The sequence below is a fragment of the Clostridium sp. ATCC 25772 genome (assembly GCF_001573875.1).
GTDB lineage: Bacteria > Bacillota > Clostridia > Clostridiales > Clostridiaceae > Clostridium_J > Clostridium_J senegalense.
The window spans coordinates 37,575-56,732 of record NZ_LFRG01000009.1; the positions used below are offsets into that span (position 1 = coordinate 37,575).

The 19,158-nt window shown below is 27.7% G+C and carries 17 protein-coding genes; 1 reads left to right on the forward strand and 16 read right to left on the reverse strand.

What is annotated here, in order from left to right; genetic code table 11:
• Nucleotides 1-11: 11 nt before the first annotated feature.
• The 13 genes from AZI32_RS04380 to gcvT form a co-directional block, all read right to left on the reverse strand.
• Nucleotides 12-845 (reverse strand): ABC transporter permease, encoded by an 834-nt coding sequence (locus AZI32_RS04380; RefSeq protein ID WP_061994683.1) that lies wholly within the window; start codon nt 843-845, stop codon nt 12-14.
• Nucleotides 829-1,530 (reverse strand): ABC transporter ATP-binding protein, encoded by a 702-nt coding sequence (locus AZI32_RS04385; RefSeq protein ID WP_061994684.1) that lies wholly within the window; start codon nt 1,528-1,530, stop codon nt 829-831. The genes AZI32_RS04380 and AZI32_RS04385 overlap by 17 nt, the downstream gene beginning before the upstream one ends.
• Nucleotides 1,531-1,561: 31 nt before the next feature.
• Entirely contained in the window at nt 1,562-2,128 is a 567-nt protein-coding gene (locus AZI32_RS04390) for a VanZ family protein (RefSeq protein WP_061994685.1), read from the reverse strand.
• A gap of 271 nt (nt 2,129-2,399) precedes the next feature.
• Nucleotides 2,400-3,251 carry a DegV family protein gene (locus AZI32_RS04395; protein WP_061994686.1) on the reverse strand — a complete coding sequence of 284 codons (852 nt, stop codon included), beginning with the start codon at nt 3,249-3,251 and terminating at the stop codon, nt 2,400-2,402.
• A 295-nt stretch (nt 3,252-3,546) separates the two neighbouring features.
• Complete coding sequence (locus AZI32_RS04400; RefSeq protein ID WP_061994687.1) at nt 3,547-3,873, reverse strand: DUF1904 family protein; 327 nt, start codon at nt 3,871-3,873, stop codon at nt 3,547-3,549.
• 77 nt (nt 3,874-3,950) lie between these two features.
• Entirely contained in the window at nt 3,951-4,367 is a 417-nt protein-coding gene (locus AZI32_RS04405; protein WP_061994688.1) for a DUF3785 family protein, read from the reverse strand.
• Nucleotides 4,368-4,744: 377 nt separating this feature from the next.
• Nucleotides 4,745-5,248 (reverse strand): GNAT family N-acetyltransferase, encoded by a 504-nt coding sequence (locus tag AZI32_RS04410; RefSeq protein WP_061994689.1) that lies wholly within the window; start codon nt 5,246-5,248, stop codon nt 4,745-4,747.
• Between the two features lie 346 nt (nt 5,249-5,594).
• The gene (locus AZI32_RS04415; RefSeq protein ID WP_061994690.1) at nt 5,595-6,572 is read right to left on the reverse strand and encodes a lipoate--protein ligase; all 978 of its coding nucleotides are present in this window, start codon (nt 6,570-6,572) and stop codon (nt 5,595-5,597) included.
• A 36-nt stretch (nt 6,573-6,608) separates the two neighbouring features.
• Entirely contained in the window at nt 6,609-7,997 is a 1,389-nt protein-coding gene (lpdA, locus tag AZI32_RS04420; RefSeq protein ID WP_061994691.1) for a dihydrolipoyl dehydrogenase, read from the reverse strand.
• Nucleotides 7,998-8,108: 111 nt separating this feature from the next.
• Nucleotides 8,109-9,563, reverse strand: coding sequence for an aminomethyl-transferring glycine dehydrogenase subunit GcvPB (gene gcvPB, locus AZI32_RS04425; RefSeq protein ID WP_061994692.1), 1,455 nt, complete (start codon nt 9,561-9,563; stop codon nt 8,109-8,111).
• The gene (gcvPA, locus tag AZI32_RS04430) at nt 9,563-10,903 is read right to left on the reverse strand and encodes an aminomethyl-transferring glycine dehydrogenase subunit GcvPA (protein WP_061994693.1); all 1,341 of its coding nucleotides are present in this window, start codon (nt 10,901-10,903) and stop codon (nt 9,563-9,565) included. Before gcvPA ends, gcvPB begins: the two co-directional genes overlap by 1 nt.
• Before the next feature lie 2 nt (nt 10,904-10,905).
• Nucleotides 10,906-11,298 carry a glycine cleavage system protein GcvH gene (gcvH, locus tag AZI32_RS04435; RefSeq protein ID WP_061994694.1) on the reverse strand — a complete coding sequence of 131 codons (393 nt, stop codon included), beginning with the start codon at nt 11,296-11,298 and terminating at the stop codon, nt 10,906-10,908.
• A 50-nt stretch (nt 11,299-11,348) separates the two neighbouring features.
• A complete protein-coding gene (gene gcvT / locus AZI32_RS04440; protein WP_061994695.1) occupies nt 11,349-12,461 on the reverse strand; it encodes a glycine cleavage system aminomethyltransferase GcvT in 1,113 nt (370 codons plus the stop codon).
• An 851-nt stretch (nt 12,462-13,312) separates the two neighbouring features.
• Between gcvT and AZI32_RS04445 the strand changes: the two genes are divergently transcribed.
• Nucleotides 13,313-15,973 carry a cation-translocating P-type ATPase gene (locus AZI32_RS04445; RefSeq protein ID WP_061994696.1) on the forward strand — a complete coding sequence of 887 codons (2,661 nt, stop codon included), beginning with the start codon at nt 13,313-13,315 and terminating at the stop codon, nt 15,971-15,973.
• A 32-nt stretch (nt 15,974-16,005) separates the two neighbouring features.
• Here AZI32_RS04445 and AZI32_RS04450 read toward each other — a convergent pair whose 3' ends face one another.
• The 3 genes from AZI32_RS04450 to AZI32_RS04460 form a co-directional block, all read right to left on the reverse strand.
• On the reverse strand, nt 16,006-16,350 hold the full coding sequence (locus AZI32_RS04450; RefSeq protein ID WP_061994697.1) for a hypothetical protein: 345 nt from the start codon (nt 16,348-16,350) through the stop codon (nt 16,006-16,008).
• Between the two features lie 157 nt (nt 16,351-16,507).
• Complete coding sequence (locus AZI32_RS04455) at nt 16,508-16,834, reverse strand: PqqD family protein (RefSeq protein WP_061994698.1); 327 nt, start codon at nt 16,832-16,834, stop codon at nt 16,508-16,510.
• Nucleotides 16,835-16,985: 151 nt separating this feature from the next.
• Complete coding sequence (locus AZI32_RS04460; protein WP_061994699.1) at nt 16,986-18,908, reverse strand: oligopeptide transporter, OPT family; 1,923 nt, start codon at nt 18,906-18,908, stop codon at nt 16,986-16,988.
• Nucleotides 18,909-19,158 lie beyond the last annotated feature (250 nt).

Sequence of the window (19,158 nt, forward strand, 5' to 3'; positions counted from 1 at the left end):
TTTATATGTTTTTATACTGAAACCTTATTTTCTAATAAATATTTTGCTACATAAAAATTAAGTATAATTGCTCCAGTGAAAACTATAATAAAATATGCTATAATTTCAGTTTGAAATAAATTTAAAAATTTAAATGGCACAATGGTATATATTGCTATAAATATACATCCATAAATTATACTTAAAATTAAACCTTTTATTTTTATATATCTTTCTATAAATACTGCTGTAAAAATAATTAATACAACAGAAATAAAAAACATAAAAAATAACACAATACTTATAAACCCAAATGCACCAACAAAAAAATCAATTTGCTTTAGATAAAAAATTAAACTTATTTTTTCAACTGCTTCTTTAGGTATTAGCATATAGAATAAATAATAATTTAAAGTTACAGCTATACTTTGAGTTGCAATTAAAACAAAAAGGTATCCAACTATTGATAACAATTTTGCTATTATTATTTTTCCTCTAGATATTGGTAACATCATAAGAGAATATATTGTTTTATTCATTCCAAACCATTCTCTGTACCATGAAAATGCCGAATATACAAGTAATATTACAAACCCTATAAAAAAACCTAAGATTCCATTTACAAAACTATTATAATTAAAGCCTAAAGGACTAAGTTTTACTCCTGGACCATATTTTGAATTTAAGTAAAAATCTAAATTCCCATCTTTTATTGCATCTATCACCTGTGATTTTAATCCTATAACTTGACTTCCATATAAAACTACTGTCAATACCATTAATAATAGAAAACTTATAAGTAAAATCTTTTTTCCTCTATCTATTTCATTGTTAAATAGGTATATAAATTTATTGTCTTTTCTCACCCCTGTAAACCTCCCTCATCTTGTCTACAATTGACATTCCTTCTTCAAATCTTACATCCTCTGCATTAAATTCTAGTACAACTTTTCCATTATCCATCAATATAACTTCATCTACAATATTTTCTACTTCTTTGATTTCATGAGTAGTTATTACTATAGCCATATCTTCATCCATGTAATTTATCATTGAACTTATGAAATCTTCTCGTGTAAATATATCAATTCCTGAGAAAGGTTCATCTAATAAAAGATACTTTGCCTTTTGTGAAAACCCTAAAATTATTTTAACTCTTGCCAAGTTTCCTTTAGATAATTTGTACATTTCTCTATCATCAGTTAGCTTAAACATTTTTAGCATGTTATAAGCCATCTCCATATCCCAATTGTTATAAAACACATCCATATAATCAAAAGCGTCTTTTATTGTCATATTTGGATATTGTATATGCACATCTGGAACCATAGCTATTTTATTATAAGTTTTATAAGTTCTTTTTTCATTATCAATTAAAATTTCACCATCATCTAAACTTATAAGCCCCATTATAGCTTTTAACATTGTGGATTTACCAACTCCATTAATACCTAACAAAGCAGTAATTTTCCCTTCTTTTATAGAAAAAGTAACTCCATCTATTGCCTTAATCTTTCCGAATTTTTTAAAAGCATTATTAACTTGAATCATTTAACTCACCTCTTTACTATATATAAAATAATTATCTATTCAAATTCAACTTCTCCATTTTAATCAAAATTAAATTGTAAACATTATAAGCTAATGTTGCACCTAAAACATTCAAAATTATATTGATAAAATCAAAACTTTGATTATTCCCTAAGTAATATAAACAATATTGAATGAATTCAATAATTATAGAAATTAAAATCACTATGGAAACCATTTTCTTTTTACTCTTAAATTTTTCATATAATAACGGTAAAAATACTCCTAAGGGCATAAACATTACAAAATTTATTAAAGCTTCTTTATTATAAATAAATTCTTTTAACAAATTGAAATCCATAGTATTATTCTTTAAATGTTGAAAGAATATTACCAAATCTACTGGACTACAAAGAATATCTTTTCTTACTTTTATTTGTAATGGGAAAAATGAAATAGCTATAATTAAAAGCACATAAATAACAAGCAATATCCATAAAAATTCCCTATTATAATCTATAAATTCGTTTTTATTTTTTCTTTTAATATCCCTTATAAAAACAAGTATCATAAGTATAGGTAATCCTAAAATAAAAACTAAAACTTCACTTAACTCCATTGCTTCCCCCTCCTTTAATAGTGTATTATTACATTAATACACTATAACGAAAAAAATATAATAAATATATTCGCATTACTATGCAAACTTATCATTTATATTTTAATCTTTAAGTGTATTATATAGTTAATACATCAAAGATGCAATACATTTTTGCAAATAATTATAGTATATATTTTTAAAATAGTAGTATTCATAATATATTTTATGAATACTACTATTTTTTTAACTATGTTAGCCATCTAAATAAGTAGCGTTTAATTTTTAAAATTTATTTTTCAGTGTAGTATGCTACCCCTATACTTTTAGGTCCTACATGTAATCCTATTATTGGTCCTATAGATTGTATAGCTATCTCTATATTTAACTTTTCTTTTAATCTATTTGCAAGCTCTTTTCCCTCTTCTTCGCAGTTTATATGATGGACTATCATTTTCCCAATGCCTTTATTAGTTACATCATTTATTACTGTTTCTACAATTTTATCTACTGCTTTTTTCTTAGTTCTAACTTTATTTAAAACTGTTGTTACTCCATTTTCCACTGTTAATATGGGTCTTATTTGAAGTATTGCACCAAATAGTGCAGCAGCACCACCAATTCTTCCACCTTTTTTTAAGTAATCTAATGTATCCGGAACAAATAAAAATCTACTAGTATTAATTACACTATTTATATTTTCTACAACAGAAGAAATATCTTTTCCTTCTTTTGCGGTCCTAGCTCCTTCTATTGCTGCGAACCCCATTTGCATGCAATTAGATCTTGAATCTATAATTTCTACCTTTCTGTCAGGATAATTTTCTAAAATCATATTTTTAACTAGATTGGCAGTTGAATAAGTACCACTCATTTCAGAAGAAATGAAAAGGCCTACTATATCATCATCATTTTTAACGATATTTTCAAATATATTATAAAACTCTTCTACACTAGGTTGAGATGAAGTTGGAATACTTGAACATTTATCCATCTCTTTATAAAAAAAGTTATTTTCCAAATCTACTTCCCTATAGCTTTTGCCATTTAAAACTACATTTAAAGATACTATTGATATATCATATTTTTCTATATATTCCTTTGGTATATAACTAGTACTATCAGTGATTATTTTTACGCTCACCTAAATTACCTCCACATATATTATTTTTAAAATTTATTGCACAAATTTAAAATTATTTCTTAATTTACTTTTACTTAACTATAGTTGTACTTGTTTTTCTCAACAAATAACAAAAATTTAACTTGGAGTTTATTTCTTTATCTCTTGTATAAATGCCTTAAAATAAAATATTTCTTAAAATAGTTATTTAGTATTATATCATATAATAGGAAAAATAAACTCTTTTTAAAAAAATAGCAGGATAATCACTTTAGATTTCCTACCATCTTCATACTAAAACATTTTATTTTTACTTTTAAAAATGTTCTCCATTTTCATAATATCTTTCTTCATTTAAATTATGAAAAATTATATCTAAGCAAGGCATTGCTTCTGTTTTAAAATGTTTTGTTATAGACTTTGCAACTTTATCCTGTATATCTTGACCTCTATCAAACCAAGATACTTCTATGATATTAGGTGCTTTAACTTTTTCACCGTCCATTATATATGTAGACTTTACCAACTCAATAGAAAAATAATCTCTTGGGCATTTTATTATTTTTTCTAACTCATTAATAAGTTCAGTGCTAACTTCTAGAATCTTTTCTTCTTCTATTCCTCTAATTTTTAGCATTGGCATTTAAACCACCATCCTTTGTTTTATGTATTAGAAACATATCTTTAATTTACCACTTTTAGATTTATGTAAAAAGATAATTACATATCACATTGTTCTATTTCTATTGAATATTTTTTACAATATGGACATAATATAACATTAACAATATAGCTATTGTCAACTTTTTTTGCTTTTTCAAGCTTATTATATGATGTATTCTCATATTCTTTTGAAATATTACTCATAACATATTTACTATCTTTAGTAAATACATAGAAATGGTACTCTAAAAATTTAAATACCTTTTCATTTTCTTCTTTACCTTTAAAACAAAACTGACAAGCCCTTCTATAATATTCAACATCCCAATAAGCATCATCTTTATTGTTTAAAAGTTCAATTGTTTTCTCCATAGAAAAATCTAAAACTTCATTTTCTTCATCATTTAGAAAATCTTCACAATTATTTTCACTTAAAACATATTCTTCATTGTCATATTTGAATTTATACTCCAAGATTTCACCGCCTTTAAAATTTTATTTAAATCTACAAATAATTATACATAAATAACATTACTTTGAATACTAAAATTTAGTGTAATACAAAATTTTAAGATATATTATTCATATGTGTTACTATACACTTTTCACCTTTGCACTGTATTACTGATTTATGTTGATAAGAAAATTATGATAATAAGTTAAGCTTAGAGTTTATATACCTATAATCTAAAATTAAGGATATTAGAACCCATCTGAGAATTTTAACTGATATATTGAAAATTTATAATTTTCAATTATGAAATGAATAACTTTAAGCTTTATCTTCCCTATATAGGGTTCTAAAATTAAATATTAATCTCTATATGAATTAATATTTTAGTTTACTTTATTTATATAAGCTTTTCATAACAATAAAATTTCTTATCTTTTATTTCTTTAAAATAAATTTCCCCTTTAAACTCATAACCATTTTTTATTAATAATTTTTGAGCTCTTTTATTTAATGAATATACCTCTGTTCTTATGGCCTTAGCTAAGTTTTCTTGTGCAAATTCTTCTGCAAATTTTATAAGATCTGTTGCCACACCACATCTTAAAATTTTTATATCTATAGCAAGTGTATTTATAACCATAAACTCATCTTCCTTAATAGACCATCCTATTTCTTTATATTCATCTGATACTCTGTTATTCATACATATAAAACCTGCTATTTTACTTCCTTCTATTTCATAGACAAATAATCTTTTACTTTTTATAATTTTTTCAGCTTCATGTTCATTAGGGTATATATATTCCCAATTTCCCTTTTCTTCTGAGTTTATATATTTTATTGTTTCATCTACTATAGAAATTATACTTTTTATATCTTTTTTGGTTGCTAATCTTATCATCTGTGTTTTCCTTTCTTTATTTTATATCCTTAATATACCACAGCAAAAACACCCTATATTTATTAGGGCGTCTTATGCTTACACTAAACTTTAATCTAAGATTCCAATCTAGAATTTTAACTTATACCCTCATTAATTGAGAAATTCTTATATAAATTTAAAATCATAGTATTGGATAATTTTCACAACATGTTTCTATCCACATTTTAAATCATAACTTATTCATTTATCAAATAATAAAATTTTAAATTAATATTTCATTGATAGTTAACAGCTTATTTTTTTCTTAACTGATAACAAAAGTTTGATGAATAAATTTAAATCGAAGATTGTTTCCCTATATCTACTAGAATAAATGTAAAAATTCTTCCATAGTTATTTTCGAAAAATATTCACTAATGTTTATAGTTTTTAGAATTTTCTTTACGTTGTCTTTTTTATGCTCACAGTCTTTCAATATTACTTCTAAATCACTTATATCTTTCACACCAAAAAAATCACCAAATATTTTTATATCTTTTATTATTCCTTTTTCTACCTTTAAGTTTAACTCTACAGTTCCCCCCTGAAATTTGCCCTCATTATAAAAGTCATATTTAGGAGAATCTCCAAAATTCCACTGCCAAGTTTCATACTTTTCTTTTCTAATTTTTTCAATATCATCTATTTCCTCTGGCGTTAATGGAGTAATTCTTGAATTTTCTTCATTTTTTAATATATATTCAAAAATTCTATTTTTAAAAGCTAACACATCTAAATCATAATTTAAATGTTCTGAAATATTAGTTATTCTACTTACTACAGATTTAACTGCTTTATCCTGAAATTTTATTTTTTTAGGTTTTAACGCACCACTTAAATTAGTTATATCTGAAGAAAATAATAATGTACCATGATGCATAACTCTATTTTTATATTTACATTGTGCCGTTCCTGAAAATTTTTTTTCATCTATTAACAAATCATTTCTACCTGAAAACTCCGCTTTAATACCTAATGTTTCTAACACGCCTATTATAGGCTTACAAAACCTTTCAAAATCATTAAAGCTTTTTCCATCATCATTAACTATAAAAGTATAATTTAAATTTCCCAGATCATGAAATACAGCTCCTCCACCAGTCTGTCTTCTTACAACTTTAACTTTGTTATTTTCTATATAATCCATATCTATTTCAGATAATGTATTTTGATTTTTTCCAACTACCACACAAGGTTCATCACGCCATAAAATAAAATACTCATCATTTTTATATCTTAAAAAATATTCTTCTGCTGCTAAATTAAAATATGGATTAATATTTAAATTGTCAATGTACCTCATACTATTTCCTCCAAATTTTTATAAGAAGCGTTCAAATTATTTTTTATTTATGCTGTGTATTGCTTCTTTATTCAATCCCATTATAGCTTCATCAAAGGCTTCTCCTAGTGTTGGATGAGCATGTACTACTTCTTTAAAATCATCTACTGTCATAGATTTTTCAATAGCTAATACACCTTCATGTATTAAATCTGACGCATGTGGTCCCATTATATGAATGCCTAAAAGTTTCTTACTTTCCTTTTCACATATAACTTTTACAAAGCCTTCACCTTCACCTAATGCTAATGCCTTGCCATTTGCACCAAATAAGAACTTGTTTTTAATGTAATCTATTCCTTTAGATTTAATTTCCTCCTCTGTCATACCGACAGTTGCTATCTCTGGGAATGTAAATATGCAATTAGGAATTACTGACTTATGACACGCTTTGTCTTCCATTATATGTTCAACTGCCTCTATACCTTGATGTGATGCTGCATGAGCAAGAAGACAAATCCCATTAATATCCCCAATTGCATATATTCCATCTATATTAGTTTTATAATTTTCATCTACTATTATTTTCTTTTTATCATGATCAATGCCTAATTCATCTAAGTTCACTCCTGTAAAGTTTCCTCTTCTGCCTTTTGCCATTAAAACCATGTCTGAATTTAATTCAAACTCCCCTTTTTTTCCTTCGCACTTAATAGTTACATTGTTTTCATCACCATTAAATTCTAGTATTTTAGTTGATGTTAAGATATTTATTCCTGATTTTTTAGCCATAGCTGTATATCTCTTACTTATCTCTCTATCTATATCATATAGTATTGAATCTCTAGCCACTATTACAGTTACTTCACTTCCCATAGCTTTAAAAATGCTAGCAAATTCCATTCCAACAACACCGCCACCTGATACAACTAGGTGCTTTGGAATACGATTAAACTCTAAAATATCATCACTTATTATAATATTTTTATTTTCTATACCTTTTATGTTTGGCATTTCAGCTTCTGAACCAGTAGCTATTATTATATTTTTACTTTTCAATGTAACTTGTCCATCTTGTGTTTCTACTAACACAGTATTCTTATCTTTTAAGAAAGCTTTTCCTCTTAATATCTCAACACCATTTCCTTTTAATAATTGTTCTACCCCACCTACTAAAGTTTTTATTACATTATTTTTTCTTTCTTGAACCTTTTCCACATTTACGTTGTAATTTTCAGTTTCTATTCCAAAATCATCTATATGTTTTAATATATTCATTATTTCTGCTGTTCTATATAATGTTTTAGTTGGAATACATCCTCTATTAAGACATGTTCCCCCAAAGCTATCCATCTCAACTACTGCAACATCTGCACCCAAATGAGCAGCTCTAATAGCAGCCACATATCCACCAGGACCTCCACCTATAACTATAATATCCTTCATAAAATCACTACCCCCTTTTAATAAATATTTAATTTATATAAAATTTAAGAGTTAAGATGCAAGAAATTAATCTTAAATCCTAACTCTTTAAATAATTCCTACATTTTCAAACTACTTTTCCCATTTTAATATAGGAGTTCTTGCTGCTTTTACTTGGTCTAATCTTCTTACTGGTGCTTTTACTGGTGCTTCATGTAAAAGCTCTGGATTCTCTTTAGCTTCTATAGCTATTTTTTTCATGATATCTATAAACTCATCAATAGTTTCTTTACTTTCACTTTCAGTAGGTTCAATCATAAGTGCTTCTTCAACTATTAATGGGAAGTAAACTGTAGGTGGATGTACTCCATAATCTATCAGCCTTTTAGCTATATCAACTGTAGCTATATGATGTGGATTATCCTTAAGAGTACTTAATATAACTTCATGTTTACATATATCATCTTTTCCCAGATTATAATACTCTTTTAAAGCTTCTTTTATATAATTAGCATTTAAAACTGCATTTTCTGAAGCAGATTTTAATCCTTCTTTTCCCATGGTTAAAATGTAAGTGTATGCTTTAACCATAACCCCAAAGTTTCCATAAAATCCTCTAATTTTCCCTAGTGAATCCGGTCTATTATAGTCTAAAATAAACTTATTATCTTCTTTTTCTACTGTTGGCATAGGAAGGAATTTAGCTAAATGCTTTTTAACTCCAACAGGACCTGAACCTGGTCCTCCACCACCGTGTGGAGTTGAAAATGTTTTATGAAGATTTAGATGACAAACATCAAATCCCATATCACCAGGTCTTGCAACTCCCATAATAGCATTTAAATTTGCTCCATCATAATATAGTAATCCACCTGCATCATGGACTAATTCACTAATAGTTTTTATATCTTTTTCAAACAATCCTAATGTACTTGGATTAGTAAGCATTAGTCCTGCAATTTCATCATTTAAAACCCTTTTAAGTTCATCAATAGAAACTCTGCCATCTGGATTAGACTTTATTTCTACAATATCAAATCCTGCAACTGATGCACTGGCTGGATTTGTACCATGTGCTGAATCTGGAACTATAATTTTTGTTCTTTTTTTATCTCCTCTTTTCTCATGGTAAGATTTTATAATTAAAAGTCCAGTATATTCACCATGTGCGCCTGCTGCTGGCTGAAGAGTAAAATCATCCATTCCAGTAATTTCACATAATCTAACCTTTAAATCATGCATTAGTTCTAATGAACCTTGTGATATATTTTCATCTTGAAGTGGGTGTACCTTTGAAAATCCGCTAAGCATAGCCATATCTTCATTTATTTTAGGATTATATTTCATAGTGCATGAGCCTAATGGATAAAATCCTTTATCAACACTATAGTTTTTATTTGAAAGAGCTGTATAATGTCTCACAACATCAACTTCACTTACTTCTGGAAGTGCTAATTCATCTTCTCTTAATAAGTTTTTAGGTAGTAATTCTGATAGCTCTACTTCTGGCACATCTAAATTAGGAAGTCTATAGCCTTTTCTACCTTCTGATGACAGCTCAAATATAATTTTATTATAATCTTTCATTATATCTCCTCCATCACTTTCACTAAATTATCTATATCTTCCCTTGTTCTTTTTTCTGTAACACAAAGCATCATAGAATTTTTATATTCTGGATAAACCTTACCTAAATTATATCCACCTAAAATATTATTTTCTAATAATTTATTATTAATTTCACAAGGTGAAGTTTCTGTTTTTACTACAAACTCCTTAAAGAATGGCTTATTAAATGCAGGCTTATATTTTCCTGACTTAATTAATTCATTATATGCATAATGTGATTTAACTAAGCATTGCTTTGCTACTTCTTTTATGCCTTCTTTTCCTAGAGTTGCCATATAAACTGCTGCACCTATAGCTACTGCAGTTTGATCTGAACAAATATTAGAAGTTGCTTTTTCTCTTCTTATGTGTTGTTCTCTAGCTTGAAGTGTTAAAACAAAACCTCTTTTTCCATCAACATCTTCTGTCTGACCAACTATTCTGCCTGGCATTTTCCTCATAAGCTTTTTAGTAGTATTCATAAATCCAAGACCAGGACCACCATAACTTATATTAGCACCTAAACATTGTCCATCTCCTACAACTATATCTGCACCTAATTCACCAGGACTTTTTAATACTCCTAATGATATAGGATCTACATTCATTATTAAAAGAGATTTATTTTTATGAATAGCTTCTACCATATTTTCAACATCTTCTATTAATCCAAAGAAGTTTGGACTTTGAATAACTACTGCTGCTACAGTTTTATCTAAACTACTGATAACTTTTTCTACATCTGTAGTTCCATCTTCTAAGTCAACTTCTACCATTTCATAATTTCTAAATTTTAAATAAGTTTGAAGAACTTTTCTAGTGTCTGGACTTACTGACTTTGAAACTACTATAGTGTTTCTTTTTGTACTAGCTATTGCAAGTATAGCTGCCTCGGCTGTAGCCGTTGCACCATCATACATAGAAGAGTTTGAAACTTCCATGCCTGTTAAACTACAAATCATACTTTGATATTCAAAAATAGCTTGTAGTGTTCCTTGGCTTACTTCTGGTTGATATGGAGTATATGCTGTATAAAACTCTGATCTTCCAGTTATATGCTTAACTAATGCTGGTATATAATGATCATAATTGCCAGCACCTAAAAAGCATGTCAATTCATCCATAGATTTATTTTTTGCAGCTAAACTTTTCAACCTTTTTTCTACTTCTAATTCAGATAAACAACTTTCTAAATTTAATTCTCTATTTAATTTTACATCTCTTGGTACATCCTTAAATAAATCATCTACAGATTTTATTGAAAGAAAATCTAAAATTTCTTTTGTTTCTTTTTCTGTATTTGGAATATAAGGAAACATAATTATGCCTCCTTACTTAACTCTTCACAAATTTTCTCATAATCCTCTGGTTTAATTAATCCTTCTAATTCACCTTTATCTGATATTTCTATTAATGCAACCCAATTTTCATATGGATCTTCATTTAAAGCTGCTGGATTATCTTCTAACTCTTCATTAACTTCTAAAACTTTTCCGCCTAATGGCATATAACTATCTGATGCTGCCTTAACAGATTCTATAGTTGCAAATGTTTCGCCCTTTTCTAATTCATCATCTACAGATGGTAATTCAATAAAAACTATATCTCCTAACATATGTTGTGCACAATCACTTATTCCTATATATGCTTTATCCCCTTCAACCTTTACCCATTCATGATCATTAGTATAAAGTAAATTATTTAAAACTTTCATTTAAATAGCCCCCCATTTTTTAATAATTATAATTATAAATCTATATTATTTTATTTGCTTTTTGTTTTTTTAGTATAGAATCTCTTATCTATAGCTATAGCTTTTAACTCTTTATTTCTAACTTTTATATTAAATTCAGTTCCTATTTTAGCATATTGTTCCTCTACTAAAGCTAATCCAATTGGTTTATTTAATGTTGGTGATTTATAACCAGTTGTTACATGTCCAATTACTTTTCCATCTTTAACAACTTCATATCCATGTCTTGGAACACCCTTATCTAAAAGTTCAAAGCCAACTAACTTTCTTGTTATTCCTTCTGCTTTTTGTTTTTTCAAAGCATCTTTTCCTATAAAATCTTCTTCTACTTTTAATTTTACAAAGAAACCAAATCCCATTTCTAGCGGAGTTATACTCTCATCCATTTCGTTACCATATAACGGAAGACATGCTTCAAATCTTAATGTATCTCTAGCACCTAATCCTATTGGTTCTGCTCCCTCTTTTTCACCTGCTTTTAATATAGCATTCCATAATTCTTTAGCATCTTGTGGATCACAGTAAATTTCAAAACCATCTTCTCCTGTATATCCTGTTCTAGACACTAAACATTTTTTTCCATTAACTAATACATTTCTTCTAAGCTGAAAGAAATTTATTTCTTGTAAATTTATATCTACTATTTTTTGAAGAATTTCTTCTGCCATTGGTCCTTGAAATGCAAGTTGTGCAATATTTTGTGATACATCTATAATTTCAATATCAAAATCACCTTTATGATCCATTATCCATTTGACATCTTTATCTTTGTTACTTGCATTAATAACTAAAAAGAAATCATCTTCATCAAACTTATAAACCAATAAATCGTCTACTACTCCACCATCTTCTTTACACATAAATGTGTATAAAACACAATTATTATTAAGAGTGTTAATATCATTAGTTACTAAATACTGAACAAATTTTTTAGCATCTTTTCCTTTTACTGTAACTTCGCCCATATGGGAAACATCAAATAGTCCAGCTCTTTCTCTTACAGTATGGTGCTCATGTAAAAAGCCTTTAAATTGCGTTGGTAATTCATATCCTGCAAATTCAACAACTTTTCCACCATATTGTTCATACACCTCTCTTAAAGGAGTCCTTTTTAGTTCTTCCATTTTAAATACCCCCCAGCAAATAAATTTTATATTTAACTAGCAATACCAAGTTGAATACTAAAAATTACTGAAATTTAATAATTTATTAAATTTTCAAATTATTTAGTTATCTTTAATTATAATTCCCAATAGTGTTTTTGTAAACCATTTCTAATTTTTACTCTACTAATTTCTATATAAAAAAACATAAATTCATCTTATACAAAACATTTATATTATCTGTTAGAAAATTTATGTCTAATTTTTCATTTAAATATTAATTTTTAAATTCATTATATATTTTATTATATTTTTTTTCGATTCATTTTACCATATATATCTATGAATTAAATAATTTGTTAACATATTATTTATAATCAACATATATATAGTTGCATAGTATGTAATAGATATAATTATTTAATTAAAGGGGAGTAGTTTTAAATCATATCGTCAACACTTCGACAATATAGAAAAAAAGGTAAAAACCTTCTTATTGTCTGGCGCTATGTACCAATTTTATTGGTTACAAGACCTTTAATATAACTTTTAAAATAAATTTCTAAAAGTTATATTAAAGGTCTTTTTATATTTTTTTATAATAAAAAAATATAATTGTTGACAACTTGTCCTATTTGTTATATATTTAATACAGAATTTTTTTTAAACAAATATAAAATTTAATATTTCCTTATATTAAAGGGGAGTAGTTGCAAATATATCTTCAACATGTCGGTAATTTATTGCCTGGAGATATATACCAAGTATTAATTTGGTTACAAGACCTTTGATATAGTTCTCAATAATTTTGAGAACTATATCAAAGGTCTTTTTTGTTAAATAATATCTAATTTTGAAAGGAGCATTTATAAATGAATAATTATTTTTCAAGATCTAAAGAGGAGGTTCTAACTGAATTCAATTCTTCTGTTAATGGATTAACTGATAATCAAGTTAAATCATATACAGAGAAATATGGTTTAAATGAACTTAAAGAAAAGGAAAAGAAAAGCACTTTTATTGTTTTTTTAGAACAGTTTAAAGATTTGCTAGTTCTTATACTTATTATAGCTGGAGCAGTTTCAATGGCTATAGGAAATATAGAAAGTACTTTAGTCATTTTTGTAGTTATTATCCTTAATGCTATACTTGGAACTGTTCAACATGTAAAAGCTGAACAATCTTTAAATAGTTTAAAGGCACTGTCAGCTCCAAATTCTAAAGTTATAAGAAATGGTAACAAAATTGAAATACCATCTAATCAAGTTGTTCCTGGTGATATACTAATTCTAGAAGCAGGTGACTTAGTTGCTGCCGATGGTAGAATTCTTGAAAACTACTCACTACAAGTTAATGAAAGTTCATTAACTGGTGAATCCGAAAGTGTTAATAAATTTTCTGAAATAATAACTGAAGAAGAAATTGCACTTGGGGATCAAAAAAACATGGTGTTCTCAGGTAGTCTTGTTACTTATGGTAGAGCTAATGTATTAATTACTAAAACAGGAATGGATACTGAAATTGGTAAAATTGCTTCTCTTCTTGAAAATACGCAAGAAAAGAAAACTCCACTACAAGCTAGTCTAGATGATTTCAGCAAAAAACTTGCTATCATAATTTTAATCATCTCAGCTATCATATTTGGAATAGATGTATTTAGAGGTACACCTATACTTGATTCATTAATGTTTGCTGTTGCACTTGCTGTAGCTGCTATTCCTGAAGCCTTAAGTTCTATAGTTACTATAGTTCTTGCTCTTGGAACTCAAAAAATGGCTAGTGAAAATGCCATTGTTAAATATCTTAAAGCAGTAGAAGGTCTTGGTTGTGTTTCTGTTATATGTTCTGACAAAACAGGAACCCTTACTCAAAATAAAATGACTGTAAAAAAATCCTTTGTTAACGGTAAAATTATCGAAGATAAGGAATATAACTTAAATGATGAAACTGAAAAATTACTTCTTCAAACATCAATTTTATGTAATGATTCATCTGCTGAAGGTGGCAAAGAGATTGGTGATCCAACAGAAGTTGCATTAGTTAACTTAGGAAAAATTTATTCTATAAATGAATTAGAATTAAGAAATAAATATGAGAGAATTTCTGAAATTCCATTTGATTCTGATAGAAAATTAATGAGTACTTCTCATAAAATAAATGAAAAAAATCTAATGCTTACTAAAGGTGCACTGGACGTACTTCTTAACAGAGTTAAATATATTAAAACTTCTAATGGTGTAAGAGAAATTACAAAAGAGGATATAATCACAATAGAAAAAACTAATAGAGAGTTCTCTGAAAATGGTTTAAGAGTTTTGGCTTTCGCTTATAAAGAAATTGAAGAAAATCAAAGTTTAACTTTAGATGATGAGAACAATTATACTTTCATAGGATTAATCTCTATGATTGATCCTCCAAGAGAAGAATCTAAAAAGGCTGTTCATGATTGTATAACTGCTGGAATTAAACCAGTTATGATAACTGGAGACCATAAGATAACTGCTTGTGCTATTGCTAAAGAAATAGGAATATTTAAAGATGGTGATTTAGCTCTTGAAGGTTTAGAACTTGAAAAAATGTCAGATGAAGAACTTAAAGAAAAAGTTGATAAAATATCTGTCTATGCTAGAGTTTCTCCTGAGCATAAAATTAGAATAGTTAGAGCTTGGCAGGAAAAGGATATGATTGTTGCTATGACTGGTGACGGTGTTAATGATGCCCCAGCTTTAAAACAAGCTAATATTGGTATTGCTATGGGAATAACAGGTACAGAAGTTTCAAAAGATGCTGCTTCTATGATTTTAACAGATGATAACTTTGCTACAATTGTTAAGTCAGTAGCTAATGGAAGAAATGTTTATAAAAATATTAAAAATTCTATTAGATTTTTATTATCAGGTAACACTGCTGGTATATTAGCAATATTATATGCTTCATTGCTAGCTTTACCAATGCCATTTGCTCCAGTTCATTTACTATTCATAAACTTACTTACTGATAGTTTACCTGCAATAGCAATTGGACTAGAGATGGGAAATGATGATTTATTAACTGAAAAACCTAGAAACTCTAAAGACTCTATATTAACAAAAGACTTTGTTAAATCTATTTCTGTTGAAGGTTTATTGATTGCTGTATTTACCATGATTGCATTTCATATAGGACTAAATTTTGGTGATGCTGCTCTTGCAAGCACAATGTCATTTTCTACATTATGTTTAGCTAGATTATTCCATGGATTTAACTGTAGAGGAAAACAATCAATATTTAAACTTGGATTTAAATCAAATAAATATAGCATATGGGCATTTTTAGCTGGATTTGTATTACTTACAGCAGTACTTGTAGTACCTGTATTACAAAACTTATTTGAAGTATCACCTCTTAATTTAGGACAAATAGGTTTAATATATATCTTAGCAATAATCCCTACTGTATTAATACAAGCTTATAAGCTTTTAATTAATGACAATTCAAATACTGATAAAAAAAACTTATCTAACTCAAATAAAGATAAATCTATAGCAGCTTAAAAAAGTGGTGCATATTGCACCACTTTTTCTATTTAATTATATTTTAAACTATAAACTCTTTTTTTATCATCTACAAGCTGTATTTTATCAAGCTTTATTAATCCCTCAATTACGTGATTAGTAAATTGTATCTTATTAGTTACTCCTATCTTTTTTTTGCTCCATAATACACCAGTTTGCTCGTTAGATATTAACTCCCTTATTTCCTTTGCACTAATCAATGTATCTTTTTTTAAATATTTTAATACTTTATTACAACATTTAGTATATAACTTGTCCAATAAAAGTGTGTTTAAGTTTCTTTCTTTTATAATACCTATATAAATTAATAGCATTGTTAAAAGTGCTATTGCTATAACATATACAATATATTTCATGACCTTCTCCTTTTACAATTAAGTATAACTATAGGGTTTCAAATTAACATTTTATCAATAACTAACAGATTATTTTAGTTAAGAGTTATATAGTGAACAGTCAATAGTTGTGGTGATTATTACCGATTTTGATTACTTTAGGTTTTAGATTATTTATCTATATTTTTATATATCCATTGTTATTAAGTATAGTTAAGTACTTTAACAATCTTGGAATTGCAGGTTCTATTTTTTCCCCGTATTCCTCTTTTATTTTTTCGGATATTTCATATATGTTCCTATTTCCATCACATAAGTTCCAAACCTTAGATCCTATACTTTCCAATTCAATCCTTACAACTTTAGGTTTTCTAAAAATTTTATGCAATACTCTTTCAATAGGAGAATTTCTAAAGACTATTATTGTTACATTTTCATCAACACATTTCCAACTTAATTTTTCATTTCTTTTCGGAATTCTTTCCATAATATTTTTACTTTTCATGTTATCAAATACATCCTCCAATTTCCAGTTTAAAATTAGATTTTTCAAACAGTATACAGTGAGAATTTAAACTCTTTTTTAAATTCCCACTGCTATACTATTTATTTTTTAATAAATTTCTATCTTTATTAATTAAATCAATTTACTATCCTTATGCCTTATCAGTTTCTGCATCTTTCATAGCCACTTTTAACATATAAACTAAAGATAAGGCTAACAATATAAATATCACAAGTGAGCCAAACTGTCCTACTATAGGATTTGCTAGTGCAAAATCTTTTCCTCCAACTGCAAATCCAGCTAAAATAACACCCATTATACCTTCACCAGCAATAAGACCTGATCCGTATAATATTCCTGCTTCATTTGCAGCAGTTCTTTTATTTTCATTTTTGACAAACTTATCTATTATACCTTTTATAAGACCACCAACCATTATAGGAGTTGATAAATGTATTGGTAGATAAAGTCCTATAGCTACTGGTAATGATGATACTCCTAACAATTCAAAGATTATCGAGGATACTGCACCCATAAATACTAAATTCCAAGGTAAGTTTCCATCCATAATACCTTCAATTATAAGTTTCATTAATCCAGCTTGTGGTGCTGCTAATTCTTTACTGCCAAAAGTATATGCTTTATTTAAAAGAATCATTATAAATCCTACTGCTATAGCTGCTGCTAATACACCTACAAGTTCTCCAACCTGTTGTTTCCATGGAGTTGCACCAACTAAATATCCAGTTTTTAAATCTTGAGAAGTATCTCCAGCTATTGCAGAAGCTGTACATACAACTGCACCTATACACAATGCTGAAATCATTCCCTCTTTACCAGACATTCCTGTGACTTTTAATAATATTGTTGTTAAAAGTATTGCTGCTATAGTCATTCCAGAGATTGGGTTTGATGAACTTCCAACTAAACCAACAACCCTTGAAGATACTGTAACAAAGAAAAATCCAAATATAACTATTAACAAAGCACCAAACCAACCTACTGGTATTTGTGGTAATATAGCTATTAATATTATAGATGCTATTATCATACCTATTATAAATTTAGGTCCTAAATCTCTGTCTGTTCTTTCTACTTCTACCACTTCGCCCTTTTGTTTCAATCCTTTTAAAGCATCTTTAAAAGATGAAATTATTACTGGTAATGATTTTCCTAAACTTACAATACCACCTGTAGCAACGGCACCTGCTCCTATATATTTTAAATAATTAGACCAAATTTCCCATGGTCCTAAGTTTTTAATAACATCTGTCGCTGGAAATATAACTTCACTTGAACCCATTCCAAAGAATGTTATCATAGGTATAAAACAAAGCCATCCAAGTATAGCGCCAATTAACATATAAGATGATATTCTAGGTCCTACTATATATCCAACACCTAAAAGTGCAGGTAATGTATCCATACCTACTGTTGCATTAGAATAACCTTCTATTGTTTTTTCTATTTCTGTTGGAAACATTTTAAACCCATCACCTATTAATTTATAGATTGCACCAACGGCACCTCCTATAAATACCATTTTAGCACTGTTTCCACCTTCTTCGCCTGCAACTAGAACTTCTGCACAAGCAACTCCTTCTGGATATGGAAGTACTCCATGTTCTTTAACTATTAAATACTTTCTTATAGGGATCATGAATACTACACCTAGTACTCCACCTACTAATGTAATAACTGTCATTGTTAATGCAGTTGGAGCCTCCCCCCATAAAAATAACGCCGGAATAGTAAAGATAGCTCCTGCAACTAATGACTCTCCTGCCGATGCTATAGTTTGCACCATATTGTTTTCTAATATAGATTTTCTTTTTAATAGCACTCTAACTATAGCCATAGAAACAACACCTGCTGGTATTGACGCAGAAACTGTCATACCAACTTTTAGCCCTAAATAAGCATTTGCTGCACCAAATATTATGCATAGTATTATACCAATCACTATTGATAATGCAGTAAACTCTGGCATAACTTTGTCTGTCGGGATGTACGGAATATACTTTTTCTGACCATCTTTAAGACCATAAGCACCTTCCGGTAAGCCTTTTTTCATTGATACTCCTCCTTTTTAATAAATTTTGATTTTAAAGAGATTTTAAATAGAATCTAATATTTAATGTAAAACAAACTATGATTACTTAATGATAATGTTTTTCAAAATATAATTTAAGATATATCTCTTTACACCAAAACTTTATTTAGTCTTATAATTAAAGTATACTTTTCTACAATTTGTTATATTACTAAATAATTTGTAAACATTTTTCTTATTTGTTTTTTATATAAAAGGTAAAAAGATTAGC